Source organism: Paractinoplanes deccanensis, from assembly GCF_016862115.1.
Taxonomy (GTDB): domain Bacteria; phylum Actinomycetota; class Actinomycetes; order Mycobacteriales; family Micromonosporaceae; genus Actinoplanes; species Actinoplanes deccanensis.
In genome coordinates, this window is record NZ_BOMI01000214.1 from 1 (window position 1) to 17,339 (window position 17,339).

A 17,339-nucleotide genomic window follows, 5' to 3' on the forward strand; every position below is an offset into this window, starting at 1 on the left:
ACGGGCCTGAACAGAGAAGAAGGCCGGGGCGGGGCCTACGATCCGGGCATGGGGGCCGGATTCAAGGTGCGTGTCGCTCGGGCCGAGGACGCCGCGCGGATGGCGCGCGTCAATGTCCGCTGCTGGCGGGAGACCTATCGGGGGCGCATGCGCGACGAGGTCCTCGATGATCCTGGGCTCGTCACTGCCAGGGAGCGGTTCTGGACTGTGGCGTTGACGGACGAACGGTATCGGGACAATCGCGTTGCCGTGGCCGAGCGGGACGGGGAGATGATCGGCATTGCCATGTCGGGGCCGCCCCTGGATGCGGAGCCGGCCTGGGCGTGGCAGTTGTACGTGCTCTATGTGCATGCCGCTGAACACGGTACGGGTGCGGGGCGGGCACTTCTCGAAGCTGTCGTCGAGCCCGGTGAGGCGGTGGCGCTGTGGGTGGCCGACCCCAATCCGCGCGCGCAGGCGTTCTATCGCAAGCACGGCTTTGTGCCCGACGGCACGGCCCAGGGCGACGACGGCGTGCGTGAGATCCGCATGGTCCGCGACGCCCGGCACGGCCCGTAGCCGCACCGAGCACGCCGGCACCGAGCATGCCCGCACCGGGTCGGATCGCGGTGCGGAGCCAGGTCTAGCCGTGCCGGGGCGGCCCGGGCTGGGCGGTGCGGTGCCGCGCCGGCTCGGGGCTAGTTGTTGGCGGCCTCGACCAGGGCGTCGACGTGCTCCTGGGAGAAGGGGCTGCCGGGGAACATGCCCATGCGGTTGAGGGGGAGGCCGCCCAGCAGCTGGAGCATGCCGGGGTCGGTGGCCTGGGCGGTGATGCCACCGGCGGAGGCGGCGTCGGCGAAGGCCTTCGTCAAAAGCTCGGCGCCGCGTGGGTCGGCGAACCACTCGGCGATGGTGGAGTCGGCGGTCAAGGGCCAGCGGGCGCCCTCGTCCTCGGAGATGGTGGCCAGGACGGCGCCGCGCAGGTCGCGGGACGAGGCTCCGACGACGAAGTGGTATTCGCCGCCCTCGACGATCCAGCGGGACAGGCGCTCGTCCCAGTAGGCCAGGTCCTCGCGGGGGATTTGCAGGGTGACCGTCTCGGTGGCGCCGGCCGCGATCGGGACGTTGGCGAAGGCCTTCAGCTCGCGGGGGGCTCGGCGGACCCGGGAGCCGATGACCTCCATGTAGACCTGCACCACCTCGCGGCCGTCGCGGTCGCCGGTGTTCGTCACGTCGACGGTGATCTCGACGCCCTTGTCGGTGACCGATGCGGTCGGCATGCCGTACTCGAAAGAGGTGTAGGACAGGCCGAAGCCGAACGGATAGGACACCTCCTGCTCGCGGGCGTCGAAACCGCGGTAGCCCACGTGCAGGCCCTCGCCGTAGCGGACGTGGCCGGCCTCGCCGGGGAAGTCGAAGAACGACGGGTGGTCGGCCAGCTTGAGCGGGATCGTCTCGGTGAGGCGGCCCGACGGGTTGACCCGGCCGAACAGCACATCCGCGACCGCGCCGCCGCCGGCCTGGCCGAGCAGCCACGCCTCGACGAGGCCGGGCACCGCGGCGTCCCAGGGGCTGGTGCGCACGACCGCGCCGTTCGACAGGATGACGATCGTGCGGTTGTTGGCGGCTGCCACCCGTTCGACCAGAGCGAGATGTGCGGCCGGCAGGTCGAGGCCGTCGCGGTCGGCGCCCTCGGTCTCCTGCTTGGAGCCGACGAAGACCAGCGCCACGTCCGCGTTCGACGCCGCCGTGACGGCCTCGGCGAGCAGCGCCTCGTCGACCGCGTTGTCGTCGGCGGCGTACCCCTGGGCGAAAGTGACCGCGGCGGACGTGGACGCGGTGATCTCGGTGAGCGCGTCGTCGAGACGGGTCGGGGTGATCTGGGAGCTGCCGCCGCCCTGGTAGCGGGGGGTGCGCGCGTATTCGCCGAGCACGGCGATCGACTGGCCGGAGGTGAGCGGAAGGACGGCGCCGTCGTTCTTGAGCAGCACGATGCCCCGGGCGGCGATCTCGCGGGCCAGCGCGTGGTGCGCCGCGGCGTCGTACCCCTCGGTGGTCTCCAGCGTCGACCTGGCCACCAGCGCGGCCACCCGGTCGGCCGAGGTGGTGAGGTCGGCGGGGTCGAGCGAGCCATCGCGCACGGCGGTGACGAGCGCGGCGTCGCCCGCCTCGTCGGGGCCGGGCATCGTGAGATCGAGGCCGGCGTGCACGGCGGCCACCCGGTCGACGACGGCGCCCCAGTCGGAGACGACCAGGCCCTCGAAACCCCACTCGCCGCGCAGCACGTCGGTGAGCAGCCACCTGTTCTGCGAGGCGTGCACGCCGTTGATGCGGTTGTAGGAGCACATCACCGTCCACGGCTGCGAGCGAGTCACCACCCGCTGGAAGGCGCGCAGGTAGATCTCGCGCAGCGTGCGCTCGTCGACGTCGGCGCTGATCGTCATGCGGTTGGTCTCCTGGCTGTTCACCGCGAAGTGCTTCAGCGAGGCGCCGACGCCGCGGCTCTGCAGGCCGAGCACCCACTCGGTGGCCATCACGCCGCTGATCAGCGGGTCCTCGGAGAAGTACTCGAAGTTGCGCCCGCCGAGGGGAGTGCGCTTGATGTTGATGCCAGGACCGAGCAGCACCTGTACGCCCATCGCGCGGCACTCGTCGCCGAGGGCCTCGCCCATGCGGCGCAGCAGCTGCGGGTCCCAGGTCGAGCCTGAGGTGACGGCGGGCGGGAAGCAGGTGGCGGGGCGGCCGGTGAGCATGTCCTCGTCCGAGCTCTGCATGCGCACGCCGTGGGGACCGTCGGTGAGCGTGATCTGCGGGACTCCGCCGGCCGCCGTGGACGTCCAGAAGGCGCTGCCGCTGGTGATGGCGGCCTGATCGGTGAGTTCCACGATTGTCCCTTCGGTGGCTTCTACCCGGACAAGTCTCCCAAGAAGGGGGACGGGGCGAGGGTTACTGAGTACCTACTAGGTAGAAGGTAGTCGTAGGATCTTGGGAGGACAAGGGAGAGACATGGAGCAGCCATACCGGCGGGACCGGGCGCGGCTGCCGGCGGCCGAGCGCCGCCGGCAGATCATCGAGGTCACCACGCGGCTCATCGCCGAGCACGGCTTCTGGGGCCTGTCGATGCAGGACGTGGCGGACGGGTGCGGGCTGACCGTGCCGGGACTGCTGCATCACGTGGGCACGAAGGAGGGCCTGCTCGTCGCCGTCCTGGAGGAACGCGATAAATCGGATATGTCCGAGATAGCGGGCACGGAGGGGATGAGCGGGCTGGCCGGCGGGCCGGCCGCGAAGGCAAGTGAGGGCCCGGGCGAGGAGGTGGGCGGGCCGGCGGCAAAGGCAAGTGAGGACCCGGGCAAGGAGGTGGGTGGGCCGGCCGCAAAGGCAAATGCGGGGCCGCGGGGAGAGGGGGCCGGCGGGCCCGGCGCGGGGGAGCCGAACGGCGCTGCGGGACGGCTGCGGGAGCTCTGCGCGGCGATCGTGCGGCGCAACGTGCGGCAACCGGAGATCGTGCGGCTGTTCGCGGTGCTGGAGGCGGAGTCGCTGGCGCCCGGGCATCCGGCGCACGAGTACTTCCGGCGGCGCGAGCGGCGTACCGTGGCCGCCTTTGCTGATCTCGTAGAGGGGGATCAGGCGCTTGCGCGGCAGGTCGTCGCGCTGATGGACGGCCTGCAGATGCAGTGGCTCCGGGAACCGGCGACCGTCGATCTCGTCGCGGCGTGGGACGCGGCGGCGGAGCGGATCTTTCGGGAGAAGGAGATCTCCTGAGGACTCTTGACATCACGTCGTGAATAACGGCATCTAGGCGTATGCCCCGCACCGTGGCGAGGGTCCGGTCGACCGCCGCGGCGCAGGCCCGGCGTGACACGTGGACCTGGGAGGCGACGATGCGTATCAGCGACATTCTCCGAGTCAAGGGCGATCGCGTGGTGACGGTGTCACCCGACGCGGACGTGACGGAGCTCCTCACCGTCCTCGCCGAACACAAGATCGGCGCGGCCGTCGTGTCGCGCGAGGGCGGCTCCGTCGAGGGCATCGTCAGTGAGCGCGACGTGGTGCGGGCACTTGCCGCTCGCGGGGCCGCCGTGCTCACGGAGCCGGTGGCGTCGATCGCGACCGCACAGGTACGCTCGGTCACCCGAACGGCCCTCGTGGAGGACGTCGAGCGGTTGATGACCGAGCGGCGCTTCCGCCACGTACCGGTGATCGAGGACGGTGCCCTGCACGGCGTGGTCAGCATCGGCGACGTCGTGAAGTTCCGCATCGACGAGCTCGAGGCCGAGCGCAGCAGCCTCGCCGGCTACATCACCGGTGAACGCACCTGATCAGTAATCGAGAAGCGCGGAGCCCCCGGCCGCCACTACCGTGACCGCCATGGAGTTGGAGACGAGATGAGCCCCGCGAAGCACGCCGCGGACAGTCATGACCTGATCCGTGTGCACGGCGCGCGTGCCAACAACCTCAAGGACGTCAGCGTCGAGCTGCCGAAACGCCGCCTGACGGTGTTCACCGGCGTCTCCGGCTCGGGCAAGAGCTCGCTGGTGTTCGGCACGATCGCGGCCGAGTCCCGCCGGTTGATCAACGAGACGTACAGCGCCTTCCTGCAGGCCTTCATGCCGTCGCAGGCCCGTCCCGACGTGGACGTGCTCGACGGCCTGACCACGGCGATCATCGTCGATCAGGAACGGCTGGGCGCCGACCCCCGCTCCACGGTCGGCACGGCCACCGACGCCAACGCCATGTTGCGCATCCTGTTCAGCCGCCTCGGTAAGCCCTACGTCGGCTCGCCACAGGCGTTCTCGTTCAACGTCGCCTCCATCTCCGGCGGCGGGGCCGTCACCTTCGAAAAGGGCGGCCAGACCGTCAAGGAGCGGCGCACCTTCAGCATCACCGGCGGCATGTGCCCGCGCTGCGAGGGCCGCGGCTCGATCAACGACATCGACCTCACCGCCCTCTACGACGAGAACAAGTCGCTCAACGAGGGCGCGATCACGATCCCCGGCTACACGATGGAGGGCTGGTACGGCCGAATCTTCCGCGGCGTCGGCTACTTCGACCCGGACAAGCCGATCAAGAAGTACACCAAGAAGGAGCTCGCCGACCTCCTCCACCGCGAGCCGACCAAAGTCAAGATCGACGGCATCAACCTCACGTACGCGGGCCTCATCCCCTCGATCCAGAAGTCGTTCCTGTCCAAGGACATCGACGCGCTCCAGCCGCACATCCGCGCCTTCGTCGAGCGGGCGGCCACCTTCACCGCCTGCCCCGAGTGTGGCGGCACCCGGCTCAGCGAGGCGGCCCGCTCCTCGAAGATCAAAGGCATCAGCATCGCCGACGCCTGCGCGATGCAGATCAGCGACCTCGCCGAGTGGGTGCGCGGCCTCGACGAGCCGTCGGTCGCGCCGCTGCTCGACAAGCTGAGCCACACGCTCGACTCGTTCGTCGGCATCGGCCTGGGCTACCTGTCGCTCGAGCGGCCCTCGGGCACGCTCTCCGGCGGCGAGGCCCAGCGCACCAAGATGATCCGCCACCTCGGCTCCAGCCTCACCGACGTCACGTACGTCTTCGACGAGCCGACGATCGGCCTGCACCCGCACGACATCCAGCGCATGAACGAGCTGCTGCTCCAGCTGCGCGACAAGGGCAACACCGTGCTCGTGGTCGAGCACAAGCCCGAGGCGATCGTCATCGCCGACCACGTCGTCGACCTCGGTCCCGGCGCCGGCTCGGCGGGCGGCGAGATCGTCTTCGAGGGTACGGTCGCCGGCCTGCGCAAGTCGGGCACCCTCACGGGCCGGCACCTCGACGATCGGGCGTCGCTCAAGGAGTCGGTGCGCAATTCCCAGGACTCCTTGGCCGTACGGGGTGCGGCGCTGCACAACCTGCAGAACGTCGACGTGGACATCCCGCTCGGCGTGCTCGTGGTCGTCACCGGCGTGGCCGGCTCGGGCAAGAGCTCGCTGATCCACGGCTCGGTGTCGCCGCGCGAGGGTGTCGTCACGATCGACCAGAGCGCGATCCGTGGCTCCCGGCGGAGCAACCCGGCCACCTACACGGGTCTGCTCGAGCCGATCCGCAAGGCGTTCGCCAAGGCCAACGGCGTCAAGCCGGCCCTGTTCAGCGCCAACTCCGAGGGCGCCTGCCCCAACTGCAAGGGCAACGGCGTCGTCTACACCGACCTGGGCGTGATGGACACGGTCGCCACGCCCTGCGAGGTGTGCGAGGGCAAGCGGTTCGAGGCGTCGGTGCTCGACTACAAGCTCGGCGGCCGCGACATCAGCGAGGTGCTCGCGATGTCGGTGAAGGAGGCCGAGGAGTTCTTCCGCGAGGGCGACGCGAAGATCCCGGCGGCCCACAAGATCCTCGAACGCCTGGTGGACGTCGGCCTCGGCTACCTGAGCCTGGGCCAGCCGCTCACCACGCTCTCCGGCGGCGAGCGGCAGCGTCTCAAGCTCGCCACGCACATGGGCGAGAAGGGCGACGTCTACATCCTCGACGAGCCGACCACGGGCCTGCACCTGGCCGACGTCGAGCAGCTGCTGGGCCTGCTGGACCGCCTGGTCGACTCCGGCAAGTCGGTGATCGTCGTCGAGCACCACCAGGCCGTCATGGCCCACGCCGACTGGATCATCGACCTGGGCCCCGGCGCCGGCCACGACGGCGGCCGGATCGTCTTCGAGGGCACGCCGGAGGAGCTGGTGAAGGCCCGCTCCACCCTGACCGGCCAGCACCTGGCCGACTACGTGGGCGCCTGAGCTCCCGCCGGTCCGGCTGCCCGGGGCCGCCTGCCCCCTTGCCGGGCCGGCTAGCTAGTTGCGGGCCGCGGCCCGGTCGAGCACGTCGTCGGCCGGGCAGCGGCCGCGCATCACGTAACGCTCGGTGAACTCGGCGACGGCGTCCCGCAGCTCGCGGCTCTCGCCGCGCCGGCCCAGGGCGCCGTAGGCGGTGACGAAGCACTCGCGCGCGGCGGTCGCCAGCACGGGGTCGGTGAGGGCGTCGCGCGCGGCGCGCTCCCAGAGCCCCGGCTCGGCCGCGAGCGGAGCGGTGATCCCGGCTGCGGCCGCGGCGGCGCGCGGGTCGTCGAGCAGCACGCTGGTGACCGCCACGACGACCTGCCAGCCGTCGCCGGGCTGCCGGTCCGCGACGTCGATCTCCAGATGCCCGCGCGCGGCGACCGGTGGCCGCAGCGCGTCCACGTGCTCGGCCAGATCGGCCAGCCGGGGGCGCTCGCCGGAGCGCGCCCGCTCGCGGAAGGTCCGCCCGTCCCGCCCCGCCGCGTCCAGCACAAAGGACGCCCAGGCCCGCCGAGGATCGGCGGCGGCGGGCAGCACCGGCAGCTCTCGGTGTCGTGCCTGGCGGACGCTGCGCCACCCGCTGGGCTCGCCGCCGAGCAGCGGCGAGTTGGCGAAGGCCGCGGCCAGGACGGGCGCGAGCGTGTGCGCCAGGGTCCACCGCCCCGCCAGCCCGAGCGGCCCGGCCGCGTCGAGACCCGCCTCCAGCGCGACCCGGACACCGCCCGCGCCGGCGCGCGGTGAGCAGGGGGACTGTGAGCAGTGGGTCTGCGCCGCTGCCAGGTCGTCTCTCATGCGCGCGAGGCTCGCCGCGAGGCCCGGGGAGGGTGGGCCGCTGACGGTGGCGAGGTGGGGGGATCGGGGGTCGAGGAAGCCGTGGCGCAGTGGCACCCGCTGGGCGGGGGCCGCCGTGACGGGAAGGTCGAGGGTGGCGCCGACGAAGCCGGGGGTGGCCGGATCGAAGGCGTGGGCGGCGATGAGCAGCTCGGCGGTCTGCTCCGTCAGGGTCGTCACGGTGCCTCGCTCGGGTCGGGAATCCGAGGAGCATATCAATCCTATCTGCGTGATAGGCATTGGCCGAACGGCCCGAACGGGCGGATTACGCCGGGTCGTCCTGGACCGGCTTGGTGATGGGCTCCTTGCTCGGCTTCGGCGTTGTCAGGAAGACCAGCGCGAAGACCAGGGCCACCACGGCGAGCGGGATGCCGGCGAACAGCAGAAGATCAAGCACGACCGCAACCGTACGCCCGGCCTCCGGTCAGACGGTGAAGCGGTCCACCGCCGTCCGCAGGCGCTCCGCCAGGGTGTTGACCGCGCCGGCCGCCTGCGTGGCCTCGCCGACGGCCTCGCGGCTGGTCGCGGTGCTGCGGGCGACACCGTCGATGCCGCGGGCGATGTCGGTCGCGCCCTCGGCCGCCTCGCTGACCCCGCGGTTCATCTCGGCCGTCGTGGCGCTCTGCTCCTCGACCGCCGACGCGATGGTGGTCTGGTAGTCGCTGATCTGCTGGATGATCTGGCTGATGCCGTCGATCGCGGCGACCGCCTCGCCGGTGTCCGCCTGGATCGCCGTGATCCGCTGCGAGATCTCCTCGGTCGCGCGGGCGGTCTCCTGCGCCAGGTCCTTGACCTCCGAGGCCACCACCGCGAAGCCCTTGCCCAGCTCGCCGGCGCGGGCCGCCTCGATCGTCGCGTTCAGGGCCAGCAGGTTGGTCTGCGCCGCGATCGCCTGGATCGTGCCGATCACGCTGCCGATCTCGGCCGACGACTCGCCGAGACGGTTGATGGTGGCGCTGGTGTCGCGGGCCGCCGTCACCGCCGACGAGGCCACACCGGCCGCGTCCGCCGCGTTGCGGGAGATCTCGGAGATCGACGCGCCCATCTCCTCGGCGCCGGCCGCTACCGTCTGCACGTTGCCGCTCACCCCGCCGGCCGTGCCCGCGACCATGTCGGCCTGCTCGTACGCGCTCTGCACCGCCCCGTCGATCTGCCCGCTGACCCGGTAGAGCGTGTCCGCCGCGGCCGCCAGCTCGCGGGCGTCCTGGCCGATGCCGGTCACCGTCTGCCGCAGCCCCTCGGCCGCCGCGTCCGTCGCGCGCGCCATGTCGCCGACCTCGTCGCCGGAGCTGTCGCCCACCCGCACCGAAAGATCGCCGCCGGCGAGACCGCGCAGCGCGACCACCACCTGCGACAGCGGGTTGACCACGCTGCGGGTGACCATGAGCACCAGCAGCACCGCCGCGACCACCGCGAGGGCGAAGCCGATGAGCATCGTCGTGCGGGCCGCGGCCGCGTCGCTCTGCGCGTCGGTCGCCGTCGCCTCGGCCCGCGCCGTCACCGATTGGACCAGGCTGTCGGTCAGCTCGACGATCTTGAAGTAGATCTCGTAGCCGGGACCGAGGATGATCGCGTTGCCGCCCGCGACGTCGTTCTTGGCGAACGCGGCCACGATCTTGTCGTCGGCCTCCCAGTACTGGCTCCACTGCTCGGTGATCTGGTCGTAGATCTCCTTCTCGCCGCTGGTCATCGCGCCGGTCGACATGGACGCCACCAGCTCGGTGATCTTCTCCTTGTCGGCCAGGAAGCCCGCGCGGTTGTCCGTGGTCGGCTTGACCGCGGTGGCGTAGCCGAGCCGGTAGACGTCCCAGGCATACGCGATCTGCCAGCCGGAGATGTCGCCGTTGTAGAACTTCTGCTCGTCCACCTGATGCATCAGGCGCTGGAGCGTGCGCATCTTCTCGGCCGACTCGGACTGCTCGTGCAGCGCGACCACACCGATCACCACCACCACGCCGAGCAACACCATCACCAGGGTGAAACAGGCGGCGAGCCTGCTCCGCAAGCGCAAACGGCGTACGAACGTCACAAAGGCCCGTTCGGCAGGAGCCGTCGCCGCCTGAGCGCGCCGTTTTCGTCAAGTCGCGCCGGTCGGGGCCGATGGGTCATTGGTGAGGTACACCGCGGTGGAGCTGTCCGGCCTCGAGGTCGGTGACGAGCTCGGCCGAGGCGCTTCCACCACCGTCCACCGGGCGGTCAGGCAGGGGCAGCCGTACGCCCTCAAGCGTCCCGCCAAGGCCGCGCCCGACATGATCGCCGGGTTCCGGCGCGAGGCCGCGCTGCTGGCCTGCGTCGACGACGCCGCCGTGACCCGGGTGCACGCCGTCGGCCTGCTCGACGGCGTGCCCGCCCTGGTGCTCGAGTACATCCCCGGTGGCCCGCTCGCCGACCAGCTCGCCGCCGGCCCGCTCGGCCCCGAGCGCGCCGTGGAGATCGCCGCCCAGCTCGCCCGCGGTCTCGCCGCCGCGCACCGGGTCGGCCTGGTGCACCGCGACGTGAAGCCCGGCAACATCATCCTGGTCCCCGGCCGTCCCGCCCGCCTGATCGACTTCGGCCTGGCGCTGCTCGGCCCCGAGGGGGAGGAGGGCGAGGACCGCGCGGTCGGCACGTTCCTGTACGCCTCCCCGGAGCAGTCCGGCATGCTCAAGCGCCCGGTCGACGGCCGCTCCGACCTCTACTCGCTCGGCGTGGTGCTCTTCGAATGCCTCACCGGGCGGCTGCCGTTCGAGGCGGGCGACGTCGGCGAGCTGCTGCGGATGCACCTGGTCGCCCCGGTGCCCGACCTGGCCGCCACCGACGGCGTCCCGCCCGAGCTCGCCGCCGTGGTCTCCCGGCTGCTCGCCAAGGACCCCGACGACCGCTACCCGGACGCCGCCGCGCTCCTCGCCGACCTGCGCCGCTGCCCCGGCGGGGAGGCGGCCGAGCTGCCCGTGGCCGGCCGCTGGCCGTTGTGCGGCCGCGACGCCGAGCGCGAGGCCCTCGCCGCCCGCTGGGAACGCGCCCGCGCCGGGCACGGCGGCGTGGTGATGATCCGCGGTGCGTCCGGGTCGGGCCGCAGCCGCCTCGCCGAGGAGGCGACCGTGCCGGCCGCCGGCTTCCCCGTGCTGCGCGCCGCCGGCCAGCCCGACGCGGCCGGGCCGCTCGCCGCGCTCCGGGCGGCCGTCGACGGCTACCTCCAGTCGCTGCGGTGGCTGCCCGCGCCGGAGCGCGCCGCCGCCGAGGGCCAGTTGCGCGCCGCCGCGGCCGCCTCCGGAGCGGCGCTGCTGTCGCGGCTCTCGCCGCGCCTGGCCGAGCTGATCGGCGACACCGGCGGCGGCGAGGAGGCCGGCATCGCGGCCGTGGTGGCGTTCCTCGGCGACCTGGCCCGCCGCAGCGGCGGCCTCCTGCTGCTGCTCGACGACGCGGAATGGCTCGACGCGGGCACCCGCGAGGTGCTCGCCCGGCTCACGCCCGAGCTGCCGTCGCTGCCGCTGCTGGTGGTGCTCACCGGCCAGGACGGCAGGCACGCGCAGGCGGACCTCGTGCTCACCTGCTCGCCGCTGGCCAGGGAGGCGGTCGACGAGCTGGTCGCCTCCCGGCTGCCCGGCGCCACGGTCACCGCCGAGCTGACCCGGCACGTCGCCGACCGCACCGGCGGTTCGCCGATGGCCGTCGTCGCGTACCTCTGGCGGCTGATCGACGCGGGTCTGCTCAGCCCGCTGTGGGGCGTGTGGCGCCTCGACGAGGCCGGCGCCGCCGAGCTGCCGGCCGCCGACGACGTGCGCGCGCTGCTCGCCTCCCGCCTCGACGGCCTGCCCGACGCCGGCCGTGAGGTGCTGGTGCTGGCGGCGCTCGCCGGTCCCCGCTTCCGCACCGAGACGCTGCCGGGCGAGCCCGAGCGGGTGGTGGCCGCGGTCGCCGACGCCGTCGAGCGGCGCATCGTGCAGGCCGAGGGCGGTGGCTGGTACGCCTTCATGCACCCGCTGCTGCGCGACGCGCTGCTGGCCGGCCTGCCCGTGCGGGAGCTGCACGCCGCGCTGGCCGCCAAACGCGAGAGCCTGCCCGAGCGGCTGCGCGACCCCGGGCACGAGTACGCGCTCGCGCGCCACCACCGCGAGGCCGGCGACCTGGTGCCGCAGGCGAGACGGCGGGCCAGCGCGCTCGCCGCCGGCCTGCGCGCCCTCGAGGACCTGGCCGCCGACGAGGCGATCGGCTACCTGGAGGACGCGGCGCCCGGCCTGCCCGAGGCCCTGCACCCGCTCGCGGTGGCCTACCTGCGGGCCGGGCGGTTCACCGACTGCGGGGCGACGATCGCCCGGGCGCTGGCGGCCGAGACCGGCCGGGACGCCCGGGTCCGGTTGCTGATCACCGAGGTCGAGCTGCACCACACCGTGTGGGCCGACGACAAGGCGCTGGAGGCGGCCGGGCGGGCGCTCGCGGAGCTGGGCCGGCCGCTGCCCCGGGTCGCGCCGACCCTCGCGATCGCGGCCGCCGGCGCGCTCGTCCGGCGTACCCCCTGGGGTCATGGAAGCGCGAGGGGCCGCCGGCGTGAGGAACTCGCCCTGCTGGCGGCGGTCCTGGACGCCGGGGGTTTCGCCGCGGCGGTGGGACTTCGCCTGCGCGAGGCGGGGATGCTGGCGATGCGGGCCGTGTACGCGGTGAACCGGCTCGGCGCCGGCCCGGAGTACGTGCGGATCTACGGGCTGCTGGGCTACGTGGCGTACGTGGTCGGGCTGCCCGGGACGGCCGCGCGATGCCTCGACCGGGCGGCCCGCGTGGCGTCCGCGCTGCACGATCCGGCGCTGGTCGCGTACGTGGAATGGCTGCGCGGCTGCGGGCTGCTGTTCGGCGCCCGGGACGACGGCAGCGCCTGGATGGCCTCGATCGCCCGGCACCGCCGCTGGTACGGCCCGGCGCAGCTGCTGCCCGGGCACGCCACGCTCGGCCTGCGCCTGCTGCTGCGCGGGTATGTGCAGGAGGCACGCGCCGAATACGAGCGCGGGCTCGCCGTGCTGGCCGACCCGGCGACGGCCAACGGCACCTCGTTCAGCATGCTCGGGGTGATGATCCCGGCGATGGAGGGCCGGCCGGGTGAGGCGGCGAAGGCGCTCGCCGCGCTGCGCGCCACGGACTCGTACTCGCCGGTGCAGCGCGCCAACATCCTGGTCGCCGCCGCCTGCGCGGCCGTCGAGGAGGGCGAGTTCGGTCCCGCGTTCGATGCGCTGATCGGCGAGTTCAAGGCTCTCGGTCTGCGCGACCGCGATCTGATGACGCAGCACAAGCTCATCTATACCTTCCAGTCGCACGGCCGGATGGCGCAGATGCGGCTCGACCCCGGCCCGGCCCGCCTCGCGGCGGCCCGCGCGGCGGTCGCCGACCTGCGCCGCGTCCGCAAGTACTCGCCGATCCTCGAGTCCGGCTACCTCATCGGCGAGGCGGCCCTGGCCGTCTTCGAGGGCGACAACGCCCGCGCGATCGACTGGTGCGACAAGGCGGAACGGGTGGCCCGCACGGCCGACGCGCCGCTGATCCACTTCGAGGTGGCGCGCTTCCGGGCTCGCGCCTTCCGGGCGCTCGGCCAGGACAACGAGGCGGAACGCCAGGCGCGGCACGCCATGGCCCTGGCCACGCAGTACGGCTGGGACCAGCGCCGCCGCCAGGCCCGCGCCGAGTTCGGGGTGGAGCGCGGAGGCACGGCCCGGGTCACGGCGGTCGACCACCGGGCGGGCGGTCGCCGGCTGGACGTCCTCCAGCAGGTGGCGGCCGCCGCGGCGAACATCCTCGACCCGGTCGAGCTGGCCCGCGTCACCCTCGACGAGCTGCTGCGCATCCTGGGCGCGGAACGGGCGCTGTTCTTCCTGCTCGACGACGCGGGGGAGCCGGTGCCGTACGCGGGCTGCGCCGAGACCCCGTACGCCTCGACCCTGGTGCGCCGCGTCGCGGCGTCGGGTGAAGCGCTCGTGCTGAGCGGCACGGACGAGGGCGCCGCGCACGGTTCCCGCAGCGCGGTGCAGCACGGCCTGCGCAGCATCCTGGTGGTGCCGGTCCGCTTCAAGGGCACCACGCTCGGCGTGATCTACATGGACAGCCGCATGGCGCGCGGCGTCTTCACCTCGGACGACATCGACGTGCTGACCGCGGTGAGCAGCCACCTGGCGGTGTCGCTGGAGACGGCCCGCTCGGCGCAGCTGCACCTGGCCGTGCAGACGGCCCGGCGGCAGCAGGCGTTCGCGGAGACGTTGCGGGCGTCGCTGTCGGAGCTGAGCAGCATTCACGATCCGGGGTTGCTGTTGCGCCGGCTCTTCACGACGCTGCACACCCAGACCGGCGCCACAGCCTCCCACCTGATCGTCGAAGGCGAGGTGATCGCGGTGGCGCCGCCCTCCCACCCCGTGTCTCCCCTGGGCGTACCGGACATATCAGAGACGTCGCTCCTGCCGGGCGGTGAGCTCGCCGTGCCGCTCCAGTGCCGCACCGGCCGGGCCGGTGTCGTGCTGCTGAGCGGCGCGGCCTTCGACGACTCCGCCGTGCAGCTCGCCTCGGCGCTCGCCACCCAGGGCATGACCGCCTACGACAACGCGTGGCTGTTCAGCCGCGTCCAGGAGCTCGCCACCACCGACGAGCTGACCGGCCAGCACAACCGCCGCCACTTCCACGCCCTCGCCGGCACCCTGGTCGACGTCGCCACCCGGTCCGCGCACCCGCTCGCCGCCGCCATGCTCGACATCGACAAGTTCAAGGCCATCAACGACACGTACGGCCACGCCGTCGGCGACGAGGTCATCCGCGCGGTCGCCAGCCGCGTCCACGACAGCATCCGGGTCTCCGACGTGCTCGGCCGCTACGGGGGCGAGGAGTTCGCCGTCGTCCTGCCCGACCACGCCGACGCCCCCGGCCTCGCCGAGCGCATGCGCCGCGCCGTTGCGGACACGCCCGTTCCCACCGCCGCCGGCCCCATTCCGGTGACCATCAGCGTCGGCCTGGCCCAGCTCGCCGCTGGGGAAAGCCTCGACCAGATCCTTGCGCGTGCGGATCACGCGCTCTACCGGGCCAAGGACGCTGGGCGTAACCGCGTGGCGCTCTCCTGACCTGAGCGGTACAACTGCCTGATGCGCCCGGTGAGCCGGTCGCGGCGCCGAACATGCCGGTTTCGGGCGGCTTTGCGGGCGTTGTGCTGGGTGTGGGGCGGGGCTTTGCGGGCGTCGTGCTGGGTGTGGGTGGCTTTGCGAGCGCGGTGCTGGGTGTGGGTGGCTTTGCGAGCGCTGTGCCGGGTCTGGGGTGGCTTTGCGGGCATCGGGGTGGCTTTGTCGGCGCCGTGACGGCGGTGGGGCGATCACTGAGGAGCCGTGGCATGGTCAACGAGCGGCAGGCCGAGCGCTGGAACGGCGAGTCCGCGCGCCGGTGGCTGGCCTCGCGGGAGCGGCACGCGGCCGTCCGGGAGCGGCTCCTCCCGCACCTCTACCGGGCGGCGGCCGTGCGGCCCGGTGAGCGTGTCCTCGACGTGGGCTGCGGGTGCGGGGACACGAGCGTCGCGTTGGCCCGGACGGCGCGCGAGGTGGTGGGGATCGACATCTCCGAGCCGCTGCTGCGGGAGGCGCGGCGCGCGGAGGCCGGCAATGTGCGCTTCGTGCGCGGAGACGCCCAAGTGGACCCGCTGGGCGCGTTCGACGTGGTGGTGAGCAGCTTCGGCGTGATGTTCTTCGACGATCCCGTAGCCGCGTTCCGCAACCTGCGCCGCACGGGCGGCCGGCTCGCCTTCCTGTGCTGGCAGGACGCGCTCGTCAACGAGGTCTTCGCGCTCCCGCTGCGCGCGCTGGGCGCCCCACCGGCCGAGGACCCGTTCGCGGATCCGGTGTGGATCAGGCAGACGCTGACATCGGCGGGTTACCACGGGGTACGCGTGCAGGCGCTCCACGAGCCGGCGCGCCTCGGCGACGACGTGGCGGACGTGACGGCGTACGCCATGGAAAGCACCCTGGTCCGCGATCTGGCCGCCGGCAACGCTCGGGCACGCTCGCTGATCGAGGCCGCGTTCGCCGAAAGGCAGCGTCCGGACGGCGTGTGGATAGAGGCGGCGGCGTACCTGGTCACGGCGCCCCGCCAGGGGCGAGATGCGGGCGGCTGGTCGGCGCCTATTCGCGGCGGGCCGCGGGGCGCCACGGGGCGAGGCAGTGCTCGATCAGGGCCAGCTGGCGGGCGGGGGCGGTGAGCGGCGTGCCCATCACCGCGTGGACCTGCTGGCCGATGGCAAGCGACAGCAGCAGGTCGACGATGCCGTCCACCGGCGTGCCGCGGACCAGGTCGCCGTCCTCGACCGCCTCGTGCAGGTGGGTGCGCAGGCGCCCGCCCCACAGCTCGCTGACGTCGGCCTCGCCGGCGGAGAGCTTGTCGTTGGCCGCCAGCCGGCCCCAGAAGCCGACCACCACCTGGGCCTCGTCGAGGGTCTCCTTCTCCAGCGGCAGGATCTCGCGCATCATCGCGTCCAGTGCCGCCAGCCCTCGGCGGCCCGTCGAGGCGCCCGCTATCCGCTCGTTCGTGCGCTCGAAGACCCGCTGATAGGCCGCGGCGGTCACCGCGTCGAACCCGTCGAAGTAATGCCAGAGGGCCCCCGTGCCCACGCCGAGCTCGGCCGCGATGGCGCGGCTCGTCGCCGCGGGCAGGCCCTTGCGGGCGACCACCGACAGGAACGCCTCGACAATGTCACTGCGGCGCTGGTCGTGGTCGACGATCTTGGGCAACGAACTGCTCTCCTCGATGTGTCGCGTCGGGGCAACGGGGAAGGCCCGCATTCCCGAATCGAGGCAGGTTACACGGATCCGTCGTTTTCGAGCACTCGCTCAATGATGTGTGCCGTGGCACACTGTCGCCCATGATCCAGCCCCGCGGCGCCGGCCGCCCACAAGCGGCCGCCGAGCGCGCGATTGCAGGCGAGTCGTCGGCCGCCGAGCGCGCGATTGCAGGCGAGCTGGCGGCTGCCGGGCGTGCGGTTGTAGGTGAGTTGTCGGTCGTCGGGCGTGCGGTTGTAGGTGAGTTGTCGGTCGTCGGGCATGCCCTTGCAGGTGAGCCGTCGGTCGTCGGGCGTGCGATTGCGGGCGAGCCGCAGGTCGGCGGGCACCCGCGATGACGGACCGGCCGTGCGTCCATGGCCACCCACGATGGCGGCGCGGGCCGTGGATCTGTGGGCATGCGCGACGGCGGGGTGGGCTGTGCGTTCGTGGCCACGCACTATGACGGACCGGGGCCTGTGTTGGCGGGCACGCGACGACGAGCCGGCCGTGGGTTCGGGGCCACGGACGGGAAGTGGGCCGTGGGTTCGCGGGCGCCCGCTATGACGGGAGCGCCCGCCTGGGCGGCCCGCGCCGCGGCGGTGCTCGGTGTGCTGGGCGCGGTCTGGCATCTCGCCCTCGCGGGTCACCATGCGGGTCACGGCCTCGTGCTCTCCGCCGGCCTGCTTTTGTTGTCGATCGTCTGCGCCCGCTGCGGTGTCCATCTGTGGCGCCGGCCCAGCGATGGCGCCGCCTGGCGGGACCTTGTCGTGCTGGCCATCGTGATGACAGCTATGCACGCGGCAGCGGGCGGTTTCACTCCGCTCGCCGTGGCCGTGCCGGCCGCCCAGGTGGGTCTCGCCCTGACAGCCTTGGTCACGTCTCGCAAAGCGGCTTCGCGTCTCGGTCGTTCCCCGGTGAACGCACGTCTGCATGAGCCGGTCGCCGGTGAATAGACCGATGCACGAGCTGGCTCGCCTGTGGATAACGCCTG

General features: G+C 72.8%; 13 protein-coding genes. 7 read left to right on the top strand and 6 right to left on the bottom strand.

Annotated features, from left to right (window positions below; genetic code table 11):
* A partial coding sequence (locus tag Ade02nite_RS48105; RefSeq protein WP_239169618.1) for a GNAT family N-acetyltransferase occupies window positions 1-558 on the top strand: 558 nt, incomplete at its 5' end.
* Window positions 559-677: 119 nt separating this feature from the next.
* Here the strand turns inward: Ade02nite_RS48105 and Ade02nite_RS48110 are convergent.
* Window positions 678-2,864 carry a glycoside hydrolase family 3 C-terminal domain-containing protein gene (locus Ade02nite_RS48110; protein ID WP_203778161.1) on the bottom strand — a complete coding sequence of 729 codons (2,187 nt, stop codon included), beginning with the start codon at window positions 2,862-2,864 and terminating at the stop codon, window positions 678-680.
* 121 nt (window positions 2,865-2,985) lie between these two features.
* Between Ade02nite_RS48110 and Ade02nite_RS50160 the strand changes: the two genes are divergently transcribed.
* The 3 genes from Ade02nite_RS50160 to Ade02nite_RS48125 all read left to right on the top strand — a co-directional run bounded on the left by Ade02nite_RS50160 (window position 2,986) and on the right by Ade02nite_RS48125 (window position 6,731).
* Window positions 2,986-3,744 carry a TetR/AcrR family transcriptional regulator gene (locus Ade02nite_RS50160; RefSeq protein ID WP_239169619.1) on the top strand — a complete coding sequence of 253 codons (759 nt, stop codon included), beginning with the start codon at window positions 2,986-2,988 and terminating at the stop codon, window positions 3,742-3,744.
* A 53-nt stretch (window positions 3,745-3,797) separates the two neighbouring features.
* Window positions 3,798-4,301 (top strand): CBS domain-containing protein, encoded by a 504-nt coding sequence (locus tag Ade02nite_RS48120; RefSeq protein WP_239169620.1) that lies wholly within the window; start codon window positions 3,798-3,800, stop codon window positions 4,299-4,301.
* Window positions 4,302-4,367: 66 nt separating this feature from the next.
* Window positions 4,368-6,731, top strand: a complete 2,364-nt coding sequence (locus Ade02nite_RS48125; protein ID WP_203778162.1) for an ATP-binding cassette domain-containing protein — start codon at window positions 4,368-4,370, stop codon at window positions 6,729-6,731.
* 54 nt (window positions 6,732-6,785) lie between these two features.
* Here the strand turns inward: Ade02nite_RS48125 and Ade02nite_RS48130 are convergent, their stop codons facing one another.
* The 3 genes from Ade02nite_RS48130 to Ade02nite_RS48135 all read right to left on the bottom strand — a co-directional run bounded on the left by Ade02nite_RS48130 (window position 6,786) and on the right by Ade02nite_RS48135 (window position 9,606).
* Window positions 6,786-7,781 (bottom strand): glutamate-cysteine ligase family protein, encoded by a 996-nt coding sequence (locus Ade02nite_RS48130; RefSeq protein ID WP_239169621.1) that lies wholly within the window; start codon window positions 7,779-7,781, stop codon window positions 6,786-6,788.
* An 85-nt stretch (window positions 7,782-7,866) separates the two neighbouring features.
* Entirely contained in the window at window positions 7,867-7,998 is a 132-nt protein-coding gene (locus tag Ade02nite_RS50560) for a hypothetical protein (RefSeq protein WP_275410005.1), read from the bottom strand.
* A gap of 27 nt (window positions 7,999-8,025) precedes the next feature.
* A complete protein-coding gene (locus Ade02nite_RS48135; RefSeq protein ID WP_239169622.1) occupies window positions 8,026-9,606 on the bottom strand; it encodes a methyl-accepting chemotaxis protein in 1,581 nt (526 codons plus the stop codon).
* A 106-nt stretch (window positions 9,607-9,712) separates the two neighbouring features.
* On the opposite strand from Ade02nite_RS48135, the gene Ade02nite_RS48140 reads away from it, so the two are divergent.
* Complete coding sequence (locus tag Ade02nite_RS48140) at window positions 9,713-14,668, top strand: diguanylate cyclase (RefSeq protein WP_239169623.1); 4,956 nt, start codon at window positions 9,713-9,715, stop codon at window positions 14,666-14,668.
* Between the two features lie 263 nt (window positions 14,669-14,931).
* Window positions 14,932-15,789, top strand: coding sequence for a class I SAM-dependent methyltransferase (locus tag Ade02nite_RS48145; RefSeq protein WP_203778165.1), 858 nt, complete (start codon window positions 14,932-14,934; stop codon window positions 15,787-15,789).
* On the opposite strand, the gene Ade02nite_RS48150 is transcribed toward Ade02nite_RS48145, so the two are convergent.
* Both Ade02nite_RS48150 and Ade02nite_RS48155 read right to left on the bottom strand, forming a co-directional pair.
* Window positions 15,713-16,318, bottom strand: a complete 606-nt coding sequence (locus Ade02nite_RS48150; RefSeq protein ID WP_203778166.1) for a TetR/AcrR family transcriptional regulator — start codon at window positions 16,316-16,318, stop codon at window positions 15,713-15,715. The two genes, Ade02nite_RS48145 and Ade02nite_RS48150, sit on opposite strands and share 77 nt — an antisense overlap.
* Before the next feature lie 68 nt (window positions 16,319-16,386).
* On the bottom strand, window positions 16,387-16,695 hold the full coding sequence (locus Ade02nite_RS48155) for a hypothetical protein (protein ID WP_203778167.1): 309 nt from the start codon (window positions 16,693-16,695) through the stop codon (window positions 16,387-16,389).
* Window positions 16,696-16,908: 213 nt separating this feature from the next.
* On the opposite strand from Ade02nite_RS48155, the gene Ade02nite_RS48160 reads away from it, so the two are divergent.
* Window positions 16,909-17,301 carry a hypothetical protein gene (locus Ade02nite_RS48160; RefSeq protein ID WP_203778168.1) on the top strand — a complete coding sequence of 131 codons (393 nt, stop codon included), beginning with the start codon at window positions 16,909-16,911 and terminating at the stop codon, window positions 17,299-17,301.
* Window positions 17,302-17,339 lie beyond the last annotated feature (38 nt).

What these genes read in the sequence shown, in the direction of transcription:
- Ade02nite_RS50160 (WP_239169619.1), top strand. Translation starts at nt 2,986, where the DNA reads ATGGAGCAGCCATACCGGCGGGACCGGGCGCGGCTGCCGGCGGCCGAG.
- Ade02nite_RS48125 (WP_203778162.1), top strand. Translation starts at nt 4,368, where the DNA reads ATGAGCCCCGCGAAGCACGCCGCGGACAGTCATGACCTGATCCGTGTG.
- Ade02nite_RS48145 (WP_203778165.1), top strand. Translation starts at nt 14,932, where the DNA reads ATGGTCAACGAGCGGCAGGCCGAGCGCTGGAACGGCGAGTCCGCGCGC.
- Ade02nite_RS48160 (WP_203778168.1), top strand. Translation starts at nt 16,909, where the DNA reads ATGACGGGAGCGCCCGCCTGGGCGGCCCGCGCCGCGGCGGTGCTCGGT.